Origin of the sequence: uncultured Arthrobacter sp. (genome assembly GCF_964021775.1) — a bacterium.
Taxonomy (GTDB): domain Bacteria; phylum Actinomycetota; class Actinomycetes; order Actinomycetales; family Micrococcaceae; genus Arthrobacter.
Map to the genome: position 1 here is coordinate 15,353 of NZ_CAXHZI010000028.1, position 22,382 is coordinate 37,734.

The window sequence follows — 22,382 nt, forward strand, 5'->3', positions numbered from 1 at the left end:
ATCGTTCAGAGAATCCCACTTACCCTATCGCCTGCGGCCGCCGCCGCTTCAGCCTGCGGTTGCGGCGGGGCCGCCGGCCGCGGCGCGGGCACTTCCCGGCCCGCATTGTTCCCGTCCGATCCGCCGGACTGGGTAGACTCGGGAGCAGCTTTACCCCGACTATTGCGCGAAGAGGTGCTCCCCCTGATCCGAGTTATCAGCTACAACCTCCGCAAACACAAGGCCAGCGGCGAACTGGAGGCTTTGGCCAGCGGCTACGGGATTGATGCGCTCTGCCTCCAGGAGTGCGATACGGAAGACCTGCCCGACAGCATCGGCGACCTTCACCTCGCCGACGCCACGCGGGGCAACCGGCTCGGCCTGGCAATTTACTACCGCAAGGACCGTTTCACCGCGTACGAGACCAAGACCTTTGCGCTGAAGAAGTCCCTGCACGACCGGGTGCTCGCACCGGCCCATGAGCGCCTCATCGGCACCCGCGTGGTCGACAACGAGACGGACCACGACCTGGTCATCGCGTCTTTCCACGCGGCGCCCCTGACGGCGTCGAACTCTCTACGCCGGAACCAGATCCACGCCGCGCACGCCGAACTGCTGAGCATGGGCGGCGGGCTGATGACGCTGATGGTGGGCGACTTCAACTACCCGTTCTTCACCAAGTACCTCACCGAGCAGATGAAGGACGCCGGCTACGAGCTCTCGCTCAGCGACCGGCGGACCTACACCCGGTACAAGGTCTTCAAGGGCCACTTCGACTTCGCCACGTCCCAGGGCCTGATGATCGAAAAGGTCGAGACGCTGCCGCGCGGCGCCTCCGACCACCTCCCCATCCTCATCACCGCGGAGTACGGCCAGGACGCCCCGGGGATGCCGGGCGAGGCAGCGCCGGCCTGACCGCCGCCTGGCTGGGTATGTTGCCTGGCTGCTCTCCGCCGCCCGTCGAACGGGCCGGTTCTTAAGCGTTTCTTAACGGGCCCCGGGAAGAGTGGGTGAGGACGCGTTTCCGCGTCACCACCCGACGCCGAAGGATTCCATTGGCTGGACCCGCCCCTGACCACCGCAGTGTAGCATCCCGCCGTGGCGGGGCGCGCCCTGCCGCCCCGCCACGCTTCCGGCCCCTCCCCCAGCCGAGACACTGGCTGCTAGCCGGGGTCCTGCTCTGCGCCGCCGTCATCGTGCTGGGCCTGACGGTGCAGCTGGTACCCGGCGATACCGCGGCCGAGCTGGGCGTGGACCAGAGCCTGAGCCGGCAGCACGCCGCGGCGCTGACGGCCGTGGCGATGGGCATTAACGTGCTCTTTGGCCCGGTGGCCGGGTTGGTGCTGGTCGGTGCCGTCGCCCTCTACCTCTGGCTGGTCCGCAGCGACCTGGTCACGGCCGTGGCTTTCGGTTTGGCGGCCTGCTCCGGCTGGGTGGCCAGTGAAGCCTTCAAGCTCCTGATCGGCCGGCAACGGCCGGACCCGAAACTGCTCTTCGATCCGCTCGCCCCGGAGACCGGCTCCAACAGTTTCCCCTCGGGCCACGTCTCCTTCGCCGTGGCCCTCGCCTTCGCGCTGTATTTCCTGGCCCGGGGAACCCGCTGGTCCAAGGCAGCCGCCGTCGCCGGGGCGGCCATGGCGCTGGTCGTGGCCTGGTCGAGGCTCTATGTCGGCGTCCACTACCCCACCGACGTCGCGGCCAGCTTCCTGGCCGCGGGTGCCGCGGTGGTCCTGCTCGCCGGAGCGTGGAACCGTTTCGCGCCCCGGCTGGTGGAACGCCTGCCTGCCGGCGCACTCCTACGTTCGAGCCAACCCTAAGGAAATGACCGTGCACAGCATCCTGTCTTCGGGACTGGTCCCGGCCCTGGCGGCCGCGGCCGGAACCCCCTCCCTGCTGGATCCGGCCAGCCTGCTCGCGGGCCTCGGTCCGGCCGCGCTGGGCGTCATCGCCGCCATGGTGTTCGTCGAATCCGGGGTCCTGTTCCCGTTCCTGCCGGGCGATTCGTTGCTCTTTACGGCCGGGCTCCTGCACCAGCAGCTGCAGCTGACGCTGCCGGTACTGATCGGCGTCGTCACCGCGGCCGCTATCGCCGGGGACCAGGTTGGCTACATGCTGGGACGCACGTTCGGCCGGCGCTGGTTCAAAGACGATGCCAGGGTGCTCAAGACGGCCCACCTGGCCACCACAGAGGACTTCTTCCGCCGCCACGGCGGCGCCGCGGTTGTGCTGGCCCGCTTCGTGCCGATGGTCAGGACGTTCGCGCCGCTGACCGCCGGCATCGGCCGCTACGGCTACCGGTCGTTCACCCTCTGGAACATCGTCGGCGCCCTGGCCTGGGCGACCTCCGTCGTGCTGCTGGGCACCTGGCTGGGACACTACGAGATCATCGCCAGAAACATCGACGTCATCGCCGTGGTGATGGTCCTCGTCTCCGTCGTGCCCGGCGTGATCCAATTCCTCAGGCGCCGGCGCAGCAACCGGGCCGGGGCCGGGGCCGACGCCGACGGAACCGGCCACGACACGGCCCGCCGCATACCGGCCGGGGAACCAGCCGCGGAAGAATAGGCGGCATGACACCCGCTGACCGGCCGTCCCTGCTGCTCGTCGAAGACGACCCCGTCCTGGGCCCGCTCATCGCCGACCTGCTGGAGCCGGACTACCGGGTCCGGCTGGTCGCGAACGGGCAGGACGGGCTCCACCTGGGGCTGACCGGGGCCTGGGACGTGATGGTGATCGACCGCGGGCTGCCCGTGCTGGACGGGATTGCCCTGATCGCCGCCCTGCGGTCCAGGGGCATCTCCACCCCAATCCTGGTCCTGACGGCGCTGGGCGCCCCGGACGAGAAAGTACGCGGACTGGACGCGGGCGCCAATGACTATGTGACCAAGCCGTTCGACGCCGGCGAACTGGCCGCGCGGTTGCGCGCCCTGACCCGCACCTACCCCGCGCCCGCCGCGACCGTGAGCCTCGGCGACTGGGAGCTGGACCCGGCGTCGCGTTCGGTCCGCTCCGTTTACGGCGCCCTGGTGTCCCTGACGGCGAAAGAGGCCGACCTGCTTGCTGCCCTCGCCGCGGACCCCGGCCGGGTCTTCACCCGCGACGAACTGCTCGCCGGCTTCTTCCAGCCCACGGACCAGCCCGGCGTGATCGATACTTACGTCCACCACCTGCGCCGGAAAATTTCCAGGTCGGTGATCCGCACCGTCCACGGCGTCGGCTACCAGATCGGTGACGCGCGTGACTAAGGGAGCCCATGACTAAGGAATCGCTGCCGGGCGGCACGCCGGATCAGTCCACCCTCCGGTCGGCCTCGCTGAAAGTGGCGGTGCGCGTCACCGCCGCGTGCGCGGTGATGGTGCTCTGCCTGCTCGCCGTCGCCGCCGGCTACCTGATGAACAAACTAGCCCAGCCGGAGTTGCCGCCCCCCGCAGCCGCCGGGACCTACGCCTACCTGGATTCCAAGGATCTGCTGGAGGCAATGATTATTGCCGGAGCGGCAGGCATCGCATTGGCCGGCCTCGTCGGCTGGCTCAGCGCCCGCAGCGCCATCCGCCCGCTGGGAGAGGCGCTGGCCCGGCAGCGCCGGTTTGTCCAGGATGCCAGCCATGAGCTGCGCACGCCGCTGGCCATCCTGGACACCCGGATTCAGCTTGCGCAGCGCGACGTCGTCCCGGACTCCGCGTCGGGCCGCAACCTGGCCAGGATCCGCGAGGATGCGGCCACGCTGACCGGAATCGTGAACGAACTGTTGCTGGCCGCGACCGCGGCCGGCCCGGATGCCGGGGCCGAGCCAGTGGAGCTGGCCGACATCGCAGCGTCCGTCGCCGAGAGCCTGCAGCAACTGGCGTCCGCTAACGACGTCGTGCTGGACTTTGCCGCCACGGCCCGGCCGCGGGCCAGGATTGAGCCGAACGCCCTGCGCCGGGCGGTGCTGGCGCTGGCGGACAACGCGCTGGCCCACACGCCGCCCGGCGGCCGCGTCACGATTTCCACGGCTGCGCAGGAGCACCAGGCCGTCATCAGCGTCGCGGATACCGGTCCCGGGATCACCGGCGTGGACCAGGACCGGATCTTCGACCGGTTCGTCAGGACCGCCGGCCCGGACGGGGCCAAGGGTGAGCGGAGCTTCGGCATCGGGCTGTCCCTGGTGCGCGAAATCGCCATGGCCGCGGGCGGCACGGTGGAAGTGGCCCGGACCGGCGCCGAAGGAACGCTCATGCGGATCATCCTGCCCGCGGCCGGGACCGGCGCGCGGTGAGCTTCCTGTCCCTGGCACTGATCGCCGTCGTCGCCCTGACCGGCCCCCTGCTCGCCCTGCCGGTGCGCTGGCGCCTGCCGGTGGTCCTGGGCGAATTGCTGGCGGGCGTGGTGATCGGGCGGACGGGGTTCGCGTGGGTCGATCCGGATGACCACACCTTCACCCTGCTGGCGAACATCGGCTTCGCGCTGGTGATGTTTGTCGCCGGGACGCATGTGCCCGTGAGGGACTCCTTGATCCGCACCGCGCTGGGGAAGGGCCTGACCCGGGCAGCGCTGGCGGCCGGCGCGGCCGTGGTGGTTGGAACCGGCATGGGCCTGGCCTTCGGCACCGGCCATGCCCCGCTCTACGTGGTGCTGCTGGCTTCCTCCTCCGCAGCGCTGGTCCTTCCGATTGTCGACTCGCTGCGCCTGGGCGGACCCCAGGTGATCGCCATGACAGCCCAGGTGGCCATCGCCGACATCGCCTGCATCGTCGCGTTGCCACTGGCCGTGGACCCGCCGAATGCCGGCCGCGCCGCCGTCGGGGCGCTCGCGGTAGGGACAGTCGCCGTCGCGCTCTTCTTCGCGCTGCGCTCGCTGGAACGCAGCGGCACCCGCCAGCGCATGCACCGCCTGTCCGAGCAACGGAAATTCGCCCTCGAGCTGCGGATCCAGCTGGCCCTGCTCTTCGCGCTGGCGGCACTGGCCAACTTTGGCCACGTTTCTGTCATGTTGGCCGGCTTCTCGTTCGGCCTGGTGGTGGCTGCCGTCGGCGAACCGAGACGCCTGGCCCGCCAACTCTTCGCCGTCAGCGACGGCTTCCTCGGTCCGGTCTTCTTTGTCTGGCTGGGCGCGTCCCTGAACCTGCGCGACCTCGCCGGCCACCCGGACATGGTGGTGCTGGGGCTGTCGCTGGGGATCGGTGCAGTCCTGCTCCACGCCGGCCTGCGGGCAGTGGGCCTCCCCCTGCCCCTGGGGGTCCTCTCGGCAGCGCAGCTCGGCGTGCCGGTGGCAGCTGCCAGCATCGGCACGCAACTCCACGTGCTGCTGCCGGGAGAAGACGCCGCCCTGCTCTTGGGGGCGCTGGTCACCATGGCCGCCAGCGCGGTCGCCGGATCGCGGGCCGCCAAGTCGTTCGCCCGACCGCCGGACTCCGGCAACGCCAAACGCTGAACCCGCCTACCGGGCGCTCCGGAAACGCGAATCCGTGCAACTTTGCCCCACGGGTTACCGGGAAGTAGCCCCGCGCGCCCAGAAACCCCTGCACAAACGTGCAGAACTATCCGCCCACAGGGAAAACTTCCCTAGCGTGAAATGAAGAACGTGAGCCGGATCACAGTGGGGAACGGATCCCTTACCCACGTTTGTCCACACCGACCCCTCAGTGGCGAGGGGCCCGACCGAAGAGGTATTTCCGTGTCCCAGCACAACACATCAGCCCGCACCAAGCGCGCCGCCTCCGCGGCGGTGGGCGCGATTGCCCTCCTTTGCGGCTCCCTGGCGGCTTCGCCCACGGCCAACGCCGACACCGTCGATGTGTCCCCTCCCGGAGCCAACGACTGGTCATGCAAGCCCACGACGGCGCACCCTTTCCCGGTGATTCTGGTCCCGGGGACCTTCGAGAGTATGGCCAAAAACTGGGCGAGCCTGGCGCCAGTCCTCAAGAGTGAGGGCTACTGCGTCTACGCCCTGAACTACGGTTCCACGAACGGCATCGACGCTACCGGCCCGATCGCCGATTCCGCTGCGGAACTCGCCCCTTTCGTCGACGCCGTGCTGGCCGCGACCGGCGCGCCCAAAGCAGACCTGGTGGGACACAGCCAGGGCGGCATGATGCCGCGGTACTACCTGGGCTTCCTGAACGGCGCGGACAAAGTCAACCATCTGGTCGGCATCGCCCCGTCCAACCACGGCACGGCCGGGCTGATTACCCCGGCGCCGGACTCCGTGCCGCCGGCCACCTCACTGGGCGGCTCCAACTGCCAGGCCTGTGCGGACCAGCAGGCGGGCTCAGCGTTCCTGGCCACGCTCAACTCCATCGGCGACACCGTGGCGGGCCCGGCCTACACGGTCATCTCAACCACGCATGACGAGGTGGTGACGCCGTACCAGAGCCAGTTCCTGGCAGGGCCTGCGCAGCAGGTCACCAACATCACCGTCCAGGACAAGTGCCCCGCCGACCTGATCGAGCACGACCAGGCGCCCAACGACCCGGTGGTTCAGCGCCTCGTCTCCAATGCGCTGGGGCGACCTGCCGGCCAGCCGGCGGACCCTGCCTACCAGCCCGCTTGCCTCTAGGCGGGAGCCCACCCGGCCGGCGGACGTAGAATCGAGCATGGAACCCGCCAGCCCGCCGGCAGCCCGGAACTGAGCCGCGCCCCGTGCGCCGCCGCTGGAGCGGAAGCATCCCACCCGGGCTCAGGATTGTCCTTGGCTACCGGCGTTCCTGGCTGAAGTCCGACCTGGCCGCGGGGGCTGCCCTGAGCGCCGCCCTGATCCCGGCCGGTATGGCCTACGCCGAAGCATCCGGCCTGCCGGCCGTCACCGGCCTTTACGCCTCGGTGATCCCCCTGCTGGTGTACGCCGTCTTCGGCCCGTCACGGGTGTTGATCGTGGGCCCGGACTCGTCCCTGGCGCCGATGATCGCGGCGGCGATCGTGCCCCTGGCTGCCGGAAACCCCGGTCACGCCGTCGCCCTGGCCGGGGTGCTGTCCCTGCTCATCGGGGCGATGCTGATCGTTGGCCGGTTCCTCAAACTCGGTTTTGTCACCGGCCTGCTGTCTAAGCCCATCCGGGTCGGCTATCTGAACGGCATCGCCCTGGTGGTGATCGCCAGCCAGTTGCCCAAGCTGCTTGGCATTCCGGCCGACGCCGGTTCACTCGCCGGCAGCCTCGCCGGAGCAGCGCGGTCACTGCTCCAGGGCACCGCGAATCCGGTGGCACTGCTGTTCGGCGCCGGCACCGTCGCGGTCATCCTCGCCTGCCGGGCCCTGCCGTGGAAGGTGCCCGGCGTGCTGCTGGCCGTGCTCGCGTCCATGGCCGCCACCGCGGCGGCCGGGCTGAGCGCGGCCGTTCCGGTGGTGGGCGCGCTCCCGGCCGGACCCCCGGCAGCCGCCCTGGGCAGCGTCCGGCCGGAGGAAATCCTGGCCTTGCTGGGCCCGGCGGCCGGCATCGCGTTGATCGCCTTCGCGGACACCTCGGTGCTCTCGACCAGCCTCGCGCGACGGCGCGGCGCCCACGTCGCAGGAGACCAGGAAATGGGTGCGCTCGGCTTCGCCAACGCGGCCTGCGGACTGTTCGGCGGTTTTCCGGTCTCCGGCAGCACTTCCCGCACCCCCATCGCGCTCGAAGCCGGGGCGCGGAGCCCCCTCAGCGGCGTGATCGCGGCTGCCCTGGTGGTGCTGTTCATGCTCGCCGCGCCCGGGGTCACGGCGTTCCTGCCCTCCAGCACCCTGGCCGCCGTGGTTATTGTTGCCGCGGTCTCGATCGTTGACGTCCGGACGCTCCTCCGGCTCATCCGGATGAGCCGGACCGAAGCCGGGCTGCTCCTCGCAACCTTCCTCGGCGTCGCCTTCGTCGGCGTCCTGGAGGGTGTGGTGGTCGCGATCGCCCTGTCCCTGATCGCCTTCGTCCTGCGGGCCTGGGACCCGTACCGCACGGAACTGGCCAGCGTCGACGACATGCCCGGGTACCACGACCTCAACCGTCACCCGGAAGGCCACCGGGTGCCGGGCCTCGTCATTGCCCGTTTCGACGCCCCGCTGTTTTTCGCCAACGGAGCCGTGTTTGCCGAGCACATCCGCACGCTCGTGGCGCGGGCCCCCGCTCCGGTGCGGTGGGTGGTAGTGGCCTCGGAGGCCATTACGGATCTCGACACCACTGCCCTCGATGACCTCGTGGAACTCGATGACGAACTCGCCCGGAAAGGCATCAGCCTGGTCTTCGCCGAGATGAAGGGGCCCATCAAGGACCGGCTGATCCGCTTCGGCGTCAGCAGCCGGTTCGGCCCGGACCACTTCTTTCCCACCGTGCACAGCGCCGTCCGCTCCTACCGCCGGGAATTCGGCCTGCCCTGACCGAAGTGTGTGCCCAGATGACAGTTGACGCCGATGTTTGCTGGAAACACCGGCGGGAGCTGTCATCTCGCGTGCTTGGCGGTATCCTGCCCAGGAGGAGACCACTCAGCCGCGGAGTGGAATGACCTCCACGCTGTCGTCCGGGCCGGTGATGACGAGGACGCGTTTGCCGGCCACACCGGACAGGGCATCGGCCAAGCGGGCCGCAGCATCCAGCCCGGCCGCGGGCACGGCCCCGGCAGCGGCAGCGACCGCCGCGGGCACGGTACCGGCGGCAGGCACACTACCCGCCGGCACGGGGAGGCCGACGTCGGTCCGGCTCCAGACGGTGACCCCGGCGCCGGTCAGTTCCTCGATTCTCCGGCGCAGCGGTTCCGGGTCGGAGCCGGCCACCAGGATCACGTGCCCGATCGTGCGTTTCCGGCCAATGACGGGAGGTTGCCGGGACCGGTCCTGCCGCCAGACGGCGAAGTGGTACCCGGCGGCCAGGCCCGTGGCCACCAGCAGGCCGAGCGGCGCGCGGATCCGGTCCACCAGGCTGCCGCCCGTCACGTCGCCCAGGAAGAACTCGAACAACCGGTAACCGATCACCAGCAATGCCACCAGGGCCACCACAGCGCTGAGGCCAAAAACCGCGATGAGGTAAACGCGCCGCCCCGTCGGGACTGCGGCCTCCTGCCGGTGCTGCCGTGCCGGCCGCCACGCCAGCCACCAGACGCAGCCGCCCACGGCGAGGGAACTGATGCCGCCGAGCAGCAGGGTCCGGGCGTTCCCGCCGGCCAGCGGCGACACCGCAATGGACAGCGCCGCATTCACGATCACGCCGACGCCGCTGGCGGCCGCTGCCAGCGCCACGCCCGATGTCACCAGCACGCCCGCCTGCCGGGTCCGTTCGGAACGACCCACCGCGGCCGTACGGTAATAACGCCAGACCAGCGAGCCGATGGCGGCTGCGGCCATGGCGGCACCCAGCGGGGCGAGCAGTTCGGTCAGCGGGTCCTGCCGGTCAAAAGCCAGCCTGAGCAGCACGAACAGGACCGTGCCGGCCCCGCCCAGGGCCAACAAACCGGCCGCCAGCACCCCGACGACGATCAACCCTACGTCCGCGAACCCGCCCCGCAGCCTGCGTGCACCCCCGTGGAACCAGTGCCACCACCAGACCAGGGCTCCCCCGGCCGCCCACATCAGGTCCCGCACCGTGGACTGCCACCACGGATCGAGGACCGAGGTGAACTCCTGGGAACCGCGGATCGCGATGTCGAGCAGGCCCCCCAGCGCCGTGACCGCGGCGCCCACGCCAAGGCCCAGCCCGAAGTAGGTGCCGATCACGGCCGGCACGTTCGCGAGCTCGAGCGGGCCCCGCACCGGGTGGCGCCACATCCAGCGGTGCCAGATCCAGACCAGCGCCCAGACCAGCCCGACGGCCAGCGGCGAACGCCATTCCGGATCTCCCCGGCCGACGAACGACGCCACGACCGCCAGCAGGGCAGTGACGGACATAATGAGGGAATACGTATAGACCGCCGCGACGTAAAGACCCCACGACGGGGCCGCGCGTTCAGCCGGCTCGTCCAGCCGGCGCCAGACAAGCCACCAGAGCAGCGCCGCGAGCGGACCGCCGATCAGGGTGAACGCCAGCGACAGTGCCAGTCCCGCGATGCCCTCACCGGCGAGCACCTGGCCGGCGCGCAAAAGCCGCTCTACCAGCCCGCTGAGGCCGTTGGCGGCGATCATCACCAGGGCGAAAAGCAGGACGAAGACAATCAGGCGGCGGACCTTCGCCTGAGCGGACCCGGTCACCGGGCCGGCGTGCACTGCGGTATTGCTCACTTCTTCAGCACCCCGCCGGTGCACGTATGCAGGTTGTACGGCAGCTCGTTGATCAGCCATTGGCCGTTGACCTTTACGAGTCCGATGACGGCCTCCTCACTGTATTCGGTGGGTCCGAAAGGCCCGTCCGGCGCAGCGTGCACTATGGAGATCCGGACCGTGGCGGTATCGTCCCGCTCGGTCGTGGAGACCAGGACCACCCGGCTGGCCTCGGGGTTGCCATAGTAATTGGCGCACCGGGAGCGGGCGTTTTCGGTGAGGTAGGCTTCCGCAGCGGCGGTGTCCGAGTCGATGAACGCCCTGCTGTAGCGCTGCACCACTCCGGCCGGGGAAGACTCATCCAGGGGTTGCGGTTCGCCGCGGAGGAACACCACGCTAAGCGCCACGACCACCAACACCGCGATCGCCGCCACGATGCCCAGCAGGACCCGGTCCGGCCGCCGCCGTCCGGGGCCCGGCTCTGCCGCCGGAACCGGCTCTGGCCCCTGCCCAGCCGGGGCACCGTCGTGGGCCGCTCCCGGTCCGGGGTTGTTCGGCGGTTGGGTCATGCCGTCAGTATGGCCGGGCCGCACCGGGCCGTCATGGTGTCTTTAGGCCCTTTCAGCAGTTCCGTGGGTCTTGCACGCTGGCAGCAGACGTTACTCTCAGACGATGGGCACCATGCACACAAATATCGGCCCCAAACTGGCGGGCACCCTGCTGCTGTTGCTCGGCCTGGCGGGCCTCCTGCTGGCCGGCGCGCCGGCGGCGCTCGCTGTCCCGCCGGCCGCCGTCGTCGTGGAGGACCGGGCCGGGGTCCTGGACCGCAACACCCTGCTCCCCGCCGTCGAAAACATCGATTTCTACCAGCCCACCAGGGTGGCCGTCTATACGTACAACGGCAGCGCGGCCGACAACCTCAATGAAGAGGTACTGCGCTTCGCCCGCGCGGAGCACCCGGACTGGATCAGCCCGGACGGGCAGAAGTGGGCGGACGGCCTGTTCATCTTTGCGCTGGACCCGGTGGGCCGGCACGTCGGAACGTACATGGGCGAGGACCGGAAGGTGTCCCTCGAACAGCGCGCCGACATCCAGGACGCCGCAAAGGAACTGTTGCGCGATGCCCAGTGGACGGACGGGACGATTGCCGGCATCCGCCGCGGCGCCGAGCTGATCAACCAGCCCTGGTACCGCTCCACCGCGTTCCTCGTCACTGCCTGGAGCGCCGCAGGGGCCGCTGTGGCCGGTGTGGGCGGCTGGCTGCTCGTGCGCTGGCGGACCCGGGTCGGCGCCCGCCGGGAGATCGCCCGCGGGGACGCAAACTACGCCAACGTGAGCATGGACCTGCAGGTCACCGAACTCAATGCCGGCACCATCCCGGAGTCCTCGCGCTACGGCAGCACGGTGCTGGAAAAGCACCGGACTTTCCTGAGCCGCTACAACGCAGCGACGGAGCTCTCCAACCAGGTGCATGCCTTGACACGGCGCCAGCTGGGCCGCCGGTCCAGCCTGGCGCTGGCCCGCAAGTACGCCGACGCCGCCGCCGAGCTCGACGCCCTCGACGATGTCATCTCGGACACGAATGCGCTGCTGAACCGCGGGTCCATCTGGGCGACGGCGTGGGACCGGCAGCTCGCGCCCTTCCGCAACGACCTGGCCGGCATCGAAGGCATGCTCGGAAAGAGCCACGGCGAAGGCGGTTCCGCGACAGCGTCGTCGCTGCGGGCTTTCCGGGACCGCAGCCAGCGGGACATCGAACGCTGGACCGCTGAACTGTCCGAGGGCAGCATCAGCCCGGAGACCGCCCTGGACCGGCTGCGCGACGCCCGGACCGAACTCTCCGAGCTGCTCAAGAGCCACGCGGACACGGTGATCGCCGGCTACGCCCGCAACGAGCGCGAAGCCAAGCTCATGCGCAAAGGGATGGAGGACGCCCAGTCCGGGGCCGGAAAGAAGCAGCGGCGCAGCTACGAGCCCAGCATCCTGGGCACGGTGTATCCCTCCTACTACTTTTTCTCCGTCCCCACGTTCAACACCGGTTTCACCAGCGGCGTCGGCAGCGTCAGCACCGCCCGGGGCGGCAGCACAACGGGATACGGCGGCAGCGGCGGCAGCTTTTCCGGCTCGGGCAGCTCGTCCAGCTTCTAGGAAATGTGTATCGACAACCGCGCACCATGCGAGGAGGCTTAGCCGCGTAAGCAGTTAAATTCCCTGATCGAAAAGAGGGAGTGCAATGGCCACCAACCTTGTTACCCAGCTGCAGGTGAAGTCCCACAACACGCCGGATGAGAAGCGCCGTCCGGACAAGAGCGAGATCGACATCGTGTCTGTCGGCGACTACACCATCGGCCGGTTCAGCTTCGAGCCGGGCTGGCGCTGGTCCGACTGCATCAAACCCGTGGTGCAGACGGATTCCTGCCAGAACAACCACGTCGGATTCTGCGTGTCCGGCAAGCTGACGGTGGAAACCACCGACGGCGGCCGCATCGATATTGCCGCCGGCGATTCCTACACCATCCCGCCGGGACACGACGCCTGGGTAGAGGGCGGAGAGCCTTTCGTCGGAGTCGAATTCCTTAGTGCGGCTTCCTTCGCCAAGGCCCCGGAATAGCAGGCCGCCTTGGCTGGATCCGAGGAGACAGCGACGCTCAGGCGCCCAGTTCCTGGCGCCTGAACCGCAGTTCCCGTTGTGCCCCGCGCAGCGGGGAGCCGGAGAACGGCAGCTTTTCGAGCTCGATCGCACCGGCTGCCGCCAATGCGGTCCGGTTGGCTGCTGCCGCGGCCCGCTGCGGCAGCCCGAGGCTGTCCGCGAACTCCGCCCAGTGCCTGGCCTTGAGGTTCCTGGTCTTGCCGGCGACGGGCAGGGCCAGGGTCTCGTCGCCGTAGAGCAAGGTGCACGGGACGTCATAGACCGGGGCCATCACGAATCCGTCGGCACCGCCCAGGATAGCCAGGTTCTTGGCGTGCAGGTCGCCGTTTCCGGTCAGCCACGCGAACACGAACTGAAGATACAGGTTGCGGCTGGCAACCACCGGGGCCTTGCACATCCCGGCCAGGGCAGTAGCCACCTCCTCGGAGCCCACCCCGTACTTGGAGGCCGGCGGAAGGCCCAGCACCTGGGTGCCGTCTTCGAGCGGCAGCCGGCGCCAGGCGCCGTCGGCCGTTTTGACCCGGTCGAAGCGTTCGACCAGGAGCCCGGGCAGGCCGTTCCGGTCGGCGATGACGGAGCTTTTCGCGACGGGGATCTTCAGCGCCTTCGCACCTTTCAGGTGGGCCGCCTCGTTTTCGACCAGGTGCGGATGTTCCGGCGGATCAAGCTTGAGCAGGTAGCGGTGCCCGCGCAGGGCCAGCGGCGTGGTCAGCATCGAAGCGCTGGTCTTTCGCTGGACCCCCGGGATGCCGTGCAGGTCGACGGTGTTGGCCAGGAGCGAGAAATCCAGTTCCTCGGGCCGTGAGGTGTCGGCCAGGGCCGCGGGCTCGGCCGGGGGCTCGCCGGCCGGAACAACCTGGACGTCCCCGGGTACATCGGCCCCGACCGCCAGGAGCAGGGTCAGTTCGTCGTTGAAACTGGTCTTCGTGGCGGTCTTCAGCACGGTGAGCCGGTGCCCCTCGGGGAGGAGGCCGGCGAAGAAGGCGGGCAGCGCCCCGGCGGGCGCTTCCACCGCCGACTCGGACGGCGGCAGGGAAATGGCGACGGCGGGGCGCCCGCCGGCGAGATAGTCGGGCCGATAACTGAACCGCACTCCCCCGGTGCCGGTGCGTGCCAGGTGGCCGGCCAGGTGACCGTCCTTGTAGACGTCCGCCGCCCGGACGAACCTCAGGTCCTGGAGTTCGGCGCGCATTAGCCGACCGCGAGTTTCAGGCCCAGCACGTTCGCTATCGCCACGACGGACTGCAGCGAGGGGTTGCCGGTTCCCGTTTCAATGGCGCGGACTGTGCGCTCGGACGTGCCGGCCAGTTGCGCCAGCTGCTCCTGGGTCAGTCCGGCGTCCTTCCGGGCCCGGCGGATTCCCTCGGCAATTGCCGCCACGTCGCCCATCCGGCGTCCTTTCTCTTCGCTATGCTCCAGCAATACCGGCATCATCTTGCCGGTTGGCCTGCGGAACTCTCCCCATCATGCAGCAGTGGACTCAATTCGGCAAGATCCTGCCGAAATGCTTCGGTCGTTCCCCCGCCGCCAGCGTAACCGCCCCAAACGGCAGGATGCTGCCGGTGACCGCCTGCCCCAACCCCCTCGGACCACGGAGAGCCCTACCCCGCGGTGGACCGCCCGGCGTACGCTCTGGCCATGCGGAAGATCATCCTGACCCTGCAGGTGTCCCTCGACGGCTTCTTCGAGGGCCCGAACGGCGAGATTGACTGGCACCTGGTGGACGAAGAACTGCACAGCCATTTCAACGAGCAGCTCGCCTCCAGGGGGGCTTTCCTGGACGGCCGGGTCACCTACGACCTGATGGCCGGCTTCTGGCCGACAGCCGACCAGGATCCGTCCAGCACGCCGGCCATGGTGGAATTTGCCAAAATCTGGCGGGACATGCCGAAAATCGTTTATTCCAGGACACTGGAGCGGGCCGACTGGAACACCACGGTGGTACGCGACGTCGTCGCGGAAGACGTTCTGGCGCTGAAGGCGCAGCCCGGCGGCGACCTGGCACTGGGCGGGGCCGAGCTGGCCGATACCTTCCGCCGGCTTGGGCTCATCGACGAATACTGGATCTACATCCACCCCGTCCTGATCGGTCACGGCAAGCCGCTGTTCAAGCCGTCGGAGGACAGGACCCGGCTCACGCTCGCGGAAACCCGGGCGTTCGGCAACGGCGTGGTCCTGCTGCGCTACACCGGCTAGGGCGCAGCAGCAGGCGTTAAGACGGCCGGGCCCGTCGCAGACATGCAAAAGCCGGCGGCCGGCTGCCATGGTGGCAGCCGGTCGCCGGCTTTCGGAAGAGGTGCTGAGGCGGGTGTTACGCGCCGGCGCGGACGAAGGTCACGCCGCCGGTGGCCGTCAGCCAGGACAGCGGGTGCTTGATCGTCTGGTTGCTGCCGTTCATGCCACCGCTGATGACCTGGCCACCGCCGGCGTAGATGGCGACGTGGCCGGACTGGACGACCATGTCGCCGGGCTGCGGGGTGCCCACAACCTTGCCGTAGTTCATGAACTGCTGGGGACCGAGGTCGCCCACGCGGATGCCGGCTGCGCCGAGGGCCTTCTCAACCATGGCGGTGCAGTCCTGCGTGATGCCGATCTGGCTGTAGGCGGCCGAGAGCATCGTGGCGTTGACTCCGCCGGCTGCCGGGGCAGGTGCCGCGGCAGACTTCGCCTGAACGGTGATGGTGGGAGCTGCCGGTGCCGGCGCAACGGCAGGCTGCGCAACGGCGGGCTGCGCTGCGGCGGGCGCCGCGGCGACGGCCGGCGCGGCAACTGCCGGTGCGGCGACGGGCTTGGGCTGCTCGATCACGGGCGCCGGGGTGGTCGCGACTGCCGGGCGGTCAAAGCTGATCTGAACGGCGGAATCAGCGGTGACGGGCGTCGATACCTTGCTCCCAACGTCAACCGAGGAGGCCGGTGCGGAGTCGCGCTCGACCGGCGCAACGGCGGCGTTGGCTGCCATGCCGCTCGTGAGGACAAGGCCGGAGGCGGCAAAAAGAACGGCGGCCTGGCGGCCGATGGTGCCCGACTTGACCGAAAATGCTGAGCTCCGTCCGGCGGTTGCGTCGGACCGATGGCGCGCAGAAGTAATGCTTGAAGTCATGGATGTAGCCTCTCCCAATGCCTGCGAGGTGAGCTGTCGGATTCGGATGGGAGGCACCCGGCCGCGGGCCCGTCAAAGCGGGCGCTGCGCGGCTTCACCCCAAGACCTGCGGAAAGTGCAGGTCAAATGTGGTTTCCCCGTCTCTGCCAGATGGTTGCATTCGGATCCCGGGCCGCGGCAGAGTTAGGCAAATCGGCTCGGGAGCGCCCGTATCGGATACAAACAGGCACCTATCCACCGTAACGGCAGCGGGCAGGAATGTCACATTCAGATAACGGGGGGCTGCTGCCGGCGGCAAAAAACCGGTAGGGTCCTTCTGGCTGCCACGCATAGGATGAAGGCATCCAGCGATCCCAACGGAGGCCCCACCATGAACAGCCACTGTGTCGCCATCTGCCAGCTAAGTGATCAGCCGCAGGAGGATTTCGATGTCAATACGGAGCTGCTGGTCCTCGAGGGGAAGGAAATCCATGTGGCGACGTGGGATGCCGAACCGCGCGACGGAGGTTTCGACATCCACGTCCTGAACGACCGCGTGGACGCGCTTGGTTTTATGGTGGTGACCGACTGGCAGTTCCTCGACGGCAAGGCGTATGCCGTCGTGGAACGCAGGCCGGAGCCTTAGGGCAGTTTGCCCAGCACCTGGTTGACGACGTCGGCGCCTTCCCGGGCGGCGGCGTTGAAGTCGAGCGAGTCCGCGGCGTTGCCGTTGACGGTCTGGCGGTAGATGACGTCCACCCCCGCTTTGGTGCCGCCGACGCAGATCATGCCAATCCGCGCCCCGTCGGAGGTGAGCTGCGACACCGCGAACCCCCGGTCCGCGTTGACCTTCGCGGGAAGCCGGACAATGGCCATCTGCAGCTTGCCGGGCAGCAAGGAGATTTCCCTCACAGTGTTGCAGGAGCTGTAGGCCTCGAGCCGCTGCCGGAACTCTGACCGGTCGGTTTGGGATGCGGGATGGATGACGTCGAGGTAGCGGAAGGCGCCAGTCGTCATCATGGCCTCTTGGTCTGCCCGGCTGACCGGAATCAGCATTCCGCCAGCCAGCGTGCCAGTGGCCGCATTGAGCATGCGGTAGCTGTCGAAGAGTTCGCACTCGCGCGGGGTAATTCGGCGTTTAGGGTCCGACGCGTCCTGGTAGTCACCCTTTGCCCCGGACACCAAGGCGCGAGGATCCTCGACCTGCAGCTGCGCGCCGCTGGGGTGCTTCACACCTTTGAGCAGCGACTGCAGCTGTGCGTCCGAGTAGTTCCGGCTCTCGGCCGCCGTCGGGGACCCGGCCCCGCTCGGGGACGAGCGCGGGGCTGAAGAAGCCGGGGGGCCGTCCGGCCCTGCGCCCTGCCCTCCCGCGCAGCCGGCGAGCATAAGCCCTGCGGCGATAACGAAACGCAGATGCGAGGCCCTGGCGGCTCCGAGGAAGCTGTTCACCGCCCCAGCTTGGCGTGCGCCGAGGCTGCCGGTGAGAGGCCTACGACCCGTTTAGCTAAAACCACCGCTCGGGACCTGCCTGCTTCGGCGAGCGCGCTTCGGCGAGCACGCGGGACAATGCCTCCCCGACCAGTCCGCTGGCGCCGTCCGGGCTGCTGCCGGAGCTGCCCTTCGTGCCTCCCGAACGGTCGGCCAGGGAGGTCCCGGCGTGCCGGAGAAAGCGGTCCCAGTCGCCGTCCCCGGACCGCAGTCCGCGCAACGGGGCCAGCACGGCGGCCCGCCGCAGCCATTCATCCGGGTCCCTCAGCCAGCGACCCATCACGGCCTCTGCGCGGTCGCGGTATTGACGGTCCAGCCGCGCTACCAGCGGCCCGACGACGTCGATCGCCAGCGGATCGGCCAGCTCGCGCAGGCGCGCCGTCCGCAGGAAACCCTCGATCCGGGTCAAATCCGAGTTGTCCAGCAGTGCCAGGGACGACTGCAGCAGTACGACGGCGGCGAGCCGGCGCTCGAAGACGGGCACCGCCCACAATTCCGAGCTAAGCGCGGTGACGTCGTCATGACCCAGGTGCCGGTAGCGGCGGAGCGCATCCCGGACGGTGCCGCGGACAGCACCGACGGAGGCTCCGTAGCTCCCCAGCTCCGGACCGTAACGGGCCTGGGCCTCCTCGGCCCGCTGCCAGGAACTTTCACGCTGCAGCGCCGCATCAATGAAGTCACCGGCCTCGCTCATGGCTCCATTCTGACCTGCGCCGGCCACTCCCGCCTAAGCCGCCGGTCCGGCGCCGCCGTGCCCGCCGTGCCCGCCGGCGGCAGCTTCGGTGTTAGCCGATCACCGCGCCGGTGGCTGAATACCAGGTCAGCTTCCCGCGCTGGAAGTTCGAGGCCCGGCCCACGCTCACCCAGTACTCGTCCGAGATCGGGTAGCCCAGCCGTCCCCGCTCCCAGCCCAGCGACGCCCACCGGGACCGGATCGCTCCCATCACCGAGTGCGCCCCCGTGGCGGGCGACCAGTAGATCGAACTGCCGCTTCCGCCGCCGCCGGAGAAGTGGTTGTACCGCCCCACCTTGTCAGGGGTGACCAGCTCGTCCGTGACCGGGTAGCCCAGCTTCCCTCTCTCCCAGCCCTGGGCGGCCCACTTGGCACGGATCCCGCCCATCACGGCGTGCGCCCCGGTCTTCGGCGACCAGTAGATTGAACTGCCGCTTCCGCCGCCGCCGGAGAAGTGGTTGTACCGCCCTATCCTGTCAGGGGTGACCATCTCGTCCGTGACCGGGTAGCCCAGCTTCCCCTTCTCCCAGCCCAGGGCTGCCCACCGGGACCGGATGCCGCCCATGACCGCGTGCGCCCCGGTCTTCGGCGACCAGTAGATCGAGCTGCCGCCTCCGCCGCCGCCGGAGAAGTGGTTGTACCGCCCCACGGTGTCGGGGGTGACCTTTTCGTCGGTCGTCGGGAAGCGTAGGACTCCGGCGGCGCCGCCCAGGGCCTTGTAGCGGTCGTAGATTCCGCCCGTGACCACGTGGGCTCCGGTTGCCGGCGACCAGCAGATCACTCCGCGGACGTAGTCCTGGCACTTACCTCCGGCTACCGGGTACTCAAGGGTGAGTGACCTGCCCAGGACCGACCGCGGGTCTCCGGCGTTGAGCTGGTAGGCCTTGAGCCCAATCGGGTCGTCCACTCCCCTGCCGGTGAGCATCACCTTCTGTTCGCCCTGGCCGTCGTTCGCCGTGAGCAGGTAGTAGGTGTCCACGGTTCCGGCCTGTCCGGCCGCGGTCGGCTTGAACGTGACGCTCTGGTATGCGGATTCGCCCGGCGGGATGACCAGGCCCTCGGAGATCGGCGTGGTGGTGGAGAAGACCCCCTGCGGAGCCTTGGCCTTGGTGATGGTCATCGGGATATTGCCGGAGTTGACGATCGTGAAGTCCCAGGTGGCTGACGCGCCCACCGCGACGTCGCCAAAGTCCAGCGATGGCGGCAGTTGCAGGTGCGCCGCGCCCGAAACTGCTGTCGCCGTGACCGGCACGGCGAGGGACCCGCGGTCACTGGAAACGAGCAGCTTATCGGTGACCGGGCTCGCCGTCGTCGGGCTGAAGGTAATGGACACCGGCACCGAGGTGAGGGGCTGGATCTTCTGTCCCACGGCCGGCACCGTCGTCGGGTCGACCTTGAGCGCGGCGTTGGCCGGCAGCGTGACGCCGGTGACCGTGACGACGGTTGTGCCGGTGTTGACGACGTTGACCGTCTGGCGGCTGCTGGTCTGGGTGGGGACGTCGGTGAAGGCGATCGCGGCCGGCGTCGCTCCCAGGCCGTCCTTGGTGCCGACGCCGTGGATACCGAGGAGGTCCGTCTCGCCGTCGGATGTTTTCACGGTCAGCGCGCCGTCAACCTGGCCCGGCGCCGTGGGCGAAAAGGTCACGGGGACGGTCATGCTGGCACCTTTGGCCAGCGCCCGCGGCAGGGTGAGGGTTCCGATTCCGAACGGTGCGGCGCTGGTGATGGTGCTGATGGTCACGGCCCTGGTCGCGGTGATCGTCACGGTGCCCTTGCCCGTGGCCCCGACCGCGGCTGTGCCCAGGTCGGTGTTGGTCGCCCCGACGGCGGAGGTGGTCGGCGCGCCGAAGCCAAGCACGTGCCCGTCCCGCGTTCCCACGTAGACCCGGCCGTTGTCAGTGGCCACCGAAGAGAACTTGGACGCGGTACCCAACGGCGCGGTGAACACCTGCTGGAGCTTCCCGTTGCTGTCCGGGAGGGCCCGGTAGGCGCGGAGCTCAGCGCCGACGCCGGTGGGGCCGGTGGAATACACCACCCAGACGAGCGCCGAGGACGCATTTGTGCCGTTGGAGGTCACTGAAGGAGCACCGGAGGTGTACCCGAAGGTGCCGACGGAGGTGCCTACGGAAGCGAGCTGCATGCCTCCGGTGCTGGTGGGCAGCAGCTTGTGTGCGCGGAGGTAGCCCTTGTTCTCGACGGTGTAGATGTACCCGCCGTTGGTGGTACCCAGGAACGCGGGCCTCCCCCAGACGCCGCTGTATGGGCCTGCTTCGTCCAGGACGGCGTCCCCGCCGCCGGGTCCCTGCCCCATGCCGCCCAGGTTGTCCCGGTCCATCAGGTACACGCGCCCGTCCTTGCCCGCGTGGACCAGCAGGCGCGGGTGCGCCGTCGTCCCGTAGCCATTGGGGATGGCGATGGGGGCGCCGGACCCCAGGTCGGCATCGTCCTGGTCCAGCTTTGCGTTGTTGGCGGGGCTGAAGAAGTCGGTGGGCTTGAGGTTTCCGTCGGTTCCGACCGTCAGCCTGACCACCGACTCGGCGAGGGTGGCAGGCGGCGTCTTGCCCGGTCCGGGTTTGGGCGAAATGCCGTTGCCGGTCGCGAACAGGATCTGCCCGGCCCCGTCCGAGACCAGGCCTCCGCCGGACTGCCAGATCCCGCCCTCGGCGTTGCTGTTACCGGATTCAGTGGCCCACATGGTGGTCTGCCGGCCGGCCGTGGACACACCGACGACGTAGCCGACGAAGGGCGCGTAGTCGCAGTGGCTGGCGAAGCCTGCGTACACCACGCCGTTCATCAGCAGCAGCCCCGGGCGCTGCATGGCGGTCATGGCGTTGAAGGGGCGGGTCGGGTCGTTCGTCGGCGCTCCGCTGATCAGGACGGGGAATCCGGGCCGTTCGGCGCCCGTGACCCGGTCCAGTGAGTGCATGTACCAATGCGGCAGCCGGGCACTCGTTCCGTCGTTCTTCTTCGCGAGCAGGAAGACGCTGTTGGTTGCCGGGTCGAAGACCGGAGTGGAGGTGATGCCGATGTTGGGCGTAAGGTCACCGCAGCTGAGCGTCGACGCCGGCCAGGCCGGTCCGAGATTGCGCTGCCAATTCACCGCGCCGGTAGAGCCGTTCAACCCGTATACGTTGTTGTTCTCCGTCGCGGCGATCACAGTGCCGCCCACCACGAGCGGCTGGGCGTAGACCTGCCCGTCGACGGCGGTGGAGAAGAGTTTTCCAAAGTTCGACGACGCGACCGAGGACGGCGTAAGAGCCGTCTCATTGTTGTCCCATCCGGTCCGGAACACATCGTGGGCGATCGTCCCGACGTCGGCTGCGGCGGCACCGCCCAGGGACAGGCCGGCAAAGGTGAGCGCCGTCGAGAGCAGGGCAGCGCCCGCGCGTTGAACCCACGGGCCCCGCCGGGAGTCAGCGTCGCCGCTTCCTGCCGCACCTTGTGGCCGGCGGTACGGCAACCCTGCTGTTAGTCCATGGCGACGCCGCGGAAAATGGCCGGACAAAACCCGAGATTCTGCTTTTTCGCGCATGGTTGAGACCCATTTCTGACCTTTAAGCTGACGTTCCCGTCCCAGTACTGAGGAGCCTAGAAGCGCTTCAGGACGAGCGCGCGAGTGGGGCCTACCCGACTTCTGGAGGGGGGTGCCCGCTTTCTCCGCGGTTCTACTTGGGTGCTACTTGGGCCGGTCTGGATGACTACTTGCATTGCCGTGCGGCCTGGCCGCCGTAGCGTGCCACCCGCGGGCTACCCGCGGGCCATTGCCCGGCAGATCGGGTCGTTCGATAATTGACTCCGGGACGGATGGAGGGCTCACCGTGGATGATGTCAACGCGTTCCTGGCGGCCGTGCTGCCGGGTTTGAAGGCGGCCGAAACGGCCCTGCACAACGGCGACGCCGCACCCCGCAAAGCCCTCTGGTCGCAGCATGAGCCGGTGACCCTCTTCGGCGCGGTGGCGACCAGGATCGGCCCGGACGCCGCGGCGGCGGCCTTCGACGCCCTGGCCTCGCGTTTTTCGAACTGCGCCTTCTGGGAGTACGAGATTCTGTCCGCCGGAACCAGCGGCGATCTGGCGTACCTGGTGGGAATCGAGCACACCACCGCCTCGGTCGGCGGAGCCGCTCCGCTGCCCTACGAACTCCGGGTCACCACGATCTTCCGGCGCGAGGACGGGGACTGGAAGATCATCCACCGGCACGGCGACCCGCTGCCGGGCAATGATTCGACCCCGCTCCAGCTTGGCCGCCTGGGCGGGCTGCGCGAGGCGGCAGACGACGGCGGGCTGCGCGAGGCGGCAGAGGACGGCGGGCTGCGCGAGGCGGCAGAGG

General features: G+C 69.0%; 21 protein-coding genes and 1 riboswitch. Of the genes, 13 read left to right on the plus strand and 8 right to left on the minus strand.

What is annotated here, in order from left to right:
• Positions 1–186 precede the first annotated feature (186 nt).
• The 8 genes from ABIN76_RS16300 (at position 187) to ABIN76_RS16335 (ending at position 8,294) form a co-directional block, all read left to right on the plus strand.
• Positions 187–894, plus strand: a complete 708-nt coding sequence (locus ABIN76_RS16300; protein ID WP_346960742.1) for an endonuclease/exonuclease/phosphatase family protein — start codon at positions 187–189, stop codon at positions 892–894.
• Positions 895–1,034: 140 nt separating this feature from the next.
• Entirely contained in the window at positions 1,035–1,796 is a 762-nt protein-coding gene (locus ABIN76_RS16305) for a phosphatase PAP2 family protein (RefSeq protein WP_346960721.1), read from the plus strand.
• Between the two features lie 4 nt (positions 1,797–1,800).
• Complete coding sequence (locus ABIN76_RS16310; RefSeq protein WP_346960722.1) at positions 1,801–2,544, plus strand: VTT domain-containing protein; 744 nt, start codon at positions 1,801–1,803, stop codon at positions 2,542–2,544.
• A 5-nt stretch (positions 2,545–2,549) separates the two neighbouring features.
• Positions 2,550–3,224 (plus strand): response regulator transcription factor, encoded by a 675-nt coding sequence (locus ABIN76_RS16315; RefSeq protein ID WP_346960723.1) that lies wholly within the window; start codon positions 2,550–2,552, stop codon positions 3,222–3,224.
• A gap of 8 nt (positions 3,225–3,232) precedes the next feature.
• Entirely contained in the window at positions 3,233–4,237 is a 1,005-nt protein-coding gene (locus tag ABIN76_RS16320) for a HAMP domain-containing sensor histidine kinase (protein WP_346960724.1), read from the plus strand.
• Complete coding sequence (locus ABIN76_RS16325) at positions 4,234–5,391, plus strand: cation:proton antiporter (protein ID WP_346960725.1); 1,158 nt, start codon at positions 4,234–4,236, stop codon at positions 5,389–5,391. The genes ABIN76_RS16320 and ABIN76_RS16325 overlap by 4 nt, the downstream gene beginning before the upstream one ends.
• 243 nt (positions 5,392–5,634) lie before the next feature.
• Positions 5,635–6,516, plus strand: coding sequence for an alpha/beta fold hydrolase (locus tag ABIN76_RS16330; RefSeq protein WP_346960726.1), 882 nt, complete (start codon positions 5,635–5,637; stop codon positions 6,514–6,516).
• Positions 6,517–6,599: 83 nt separating this feature from the next.
• Positions 6,600–8,294, plus strand: coding sequence for a SulP family inorganic anion transporter (locus tag ABIN76_RS16335; protein ID WP_346960727.1), 1,695 nt, complete (start codon positions 6,600–6,602; stop codon positions 8,292–8,294).
• A gap of 105 nt (positions 8,295–8,399) precedes the next feature.
• On the opposite strand, the gene ABIN76_RS16340 is transcribed toward ABIN76_RS16335, so the two are convergent.
• Both ABIN76_RS16340 and ABIN76_RS16345 read right to left on the minus strand, forming a co-directional pair.
• Positions 8,400–10,124 (minus strand): DUF5671 domain-containing protein, encoded by a 1,725-nt coding sequence (locus tag ABIN76_RS16340; RefSeq protein WP_346960728.1) that lies wholly within the window; start codon positions 10,122–10,124, stop codon positions 8,400–8,402.
• Positions 10,121–10,672, minus strand: a complete 552-nt coding sequence (locus ABIN76_RS16345) for a hypothetical protein (protein ID WP_346960729.1) — start codon at positions 10,670–10,672, stop codon at positions 10,121–10,123. The genes ABIN76_RS16340 and ABIN76_RS16345 overlap by 4 nt, the downstream gene beginning before the upstream one ends.
• A gap of 103 nt (positions 10,673–10,775) precedes the next feature.
• Between ABIN76_RS16345 and ABIN76_RS16350 the strand changes: the two genes are divergently transcribed.
• Positions 10,776–12,251 (plus strand): DUF5129 domain-containing protein, encoded by a 1,476-nt coding sequence (locus tag ABIN76_RS16350; protein WP_346960730.1) that lies wholly within the window; start codon positions 10,776–10,778, stop codon positions 12,249–12,251.
• An 85-nt stretch (positions 12,252–12,336) separates the two neighbouring features.
• A complete protein-coding gene (locus ABIN76_RS16355; RefSeq protein WP_346960731.1) occupies positions 12,337–12,714 on the plus strand; it encodes a cupin domain-containing protein in 378 nt (125 codons plus the stop codon).
• Between the two features lie 37 nt (positions 12,715–12,751).
• On the opposite strand, the gene ABIN76_RS16360 is transcribed toward ABIN76_RS16355, so the two are convergent.
• A complete protein-coding gene (locus tag ABIN76_RS16360; RefSeq protein ID WP_346960732.1) occupies positions 12,752–13,945 on the minus strand; it encodes a HipA domain-containing protein in 1,194 nt (397 codons plus the stop codon).
• Entirely contained in the window at positions 13,945–14,142 is a 198-nt protein-coding gene (locus tag ABIN76_RS16365; protein ID WP_346960733.1) for a helix-turn-helix transcriptional regulator, read from the minus strand. Before ABIN76_RS16365 ends, ABIN76_RS16360 begins: the two co-directional genes overlap by 1 nt.
• Before the next feature lie 249 nt (positions 14,143–14,391).
• Here ABIN76_RS16365 and ABIN76_RS16370 point away from each other — a divergent pair, with 249 nt between their 5' ends.
• On the plus strand, positions 14,392–14,949 hold the full coding sequence (locus tag ABIN76_RS16370) for a dihydrofolate reductase family protein (RefSeq protein WP_346960734.1): 558 nt from the start codon (positions 14,392–14,394) through the stop codon (positions 14,947–14,949).
• Positions 14,950–15,064: 115 nt separating this feature from the next.
• Here the strand turns inward: ABIN76_RS16370 and ABIN76_RS16375 are convergent, their stop codons facing one another.
• Entirely contained in the window at positions 15,065–15,853 is a 789-nt protein-coding gene (locus ABIN76_RS16375; protein ID WP_346960735.1) for an NlpC/P60 family protein, read from the minus strand.
• Positions 15,854–15,857: 4 nt separating this feature from the next.
• Positions 15,858–16,053, minus strand: a riboswitch (cyclic di-AMP (ydaO/yuaA leader).
• A gap of 170 nt (positions 16,054–16,223) precedes the next feature.
• Here ABIN76_RS16375 and ABIN76_RS16380 point away from each other — a divergent pair.
• A complete protein-coding gene (locus tag ABIN76_RS16380) occupies positions 16,224–16,478 on the plus strand; it encodes a hypothetical protein (RefSeq protein ID WP_346960736.1) in 255 nt (84 codons plus the stop codon).
• On the opposite strand, the gene ABIN76_RS16385 is transcribed toward ABIN76_RS16380, so the two are convergent.
• From ABIN76_RS16385 to ABIN76_RS16395, 3 genes are all read right to left on the minus strand, one after another.
• Positions 16,475–17,281, minus strand: coding sequence for a hypothetical protein (locus ABIN76_RS16385; protein WP_346960737.1), 807 nt, complete (start codon positions 17,279–17,281; stop codon positions 16,475–16,477). The genes ABIN76_RS16380 and ABIN76_RS16385 overlap by 4 nt on opposite strands.
• A 55-nt stretch (positions 17,282–17,336) precedes the next feature.
• Positions 17,337–18,014, minus strand: a complete 678-nt coding sequence (locus ABIN76_RS16390) for a DNA alkylation repair protein (RefSeq protein WP_346960738.1) — start codon at positions 18,012–18,014, stop codon at positions 17,337–17,339.
• A gap of 91 nt (positions 18,015–18,105) precedes the next feature.
• On the minus strand, positions 18,106–21,513 hold the full coding sequence (locus ABIN76_RS16395; protein WP_346960739.1) for a choice-of-anchor D domain-containing protein: 3,408 nt from the start codon (positions 21,511–21,513) through the stop codon (positions 18,106–18,108).
• Between the two features lie 358 nt (positions 21,514–21,871).
• Between ABIN76_RS16395 and ABIN76_RS16400 the strand changes: the two genes are divergently transcribed.
• Positions 21,872–22,382: nuclear transport factor 2 family protein (locus tag ABIN76_RS16400; protein ID WP_346960740.1), on the plus strand; the 511-nt coding region annotated here is incomplete at its 3' end.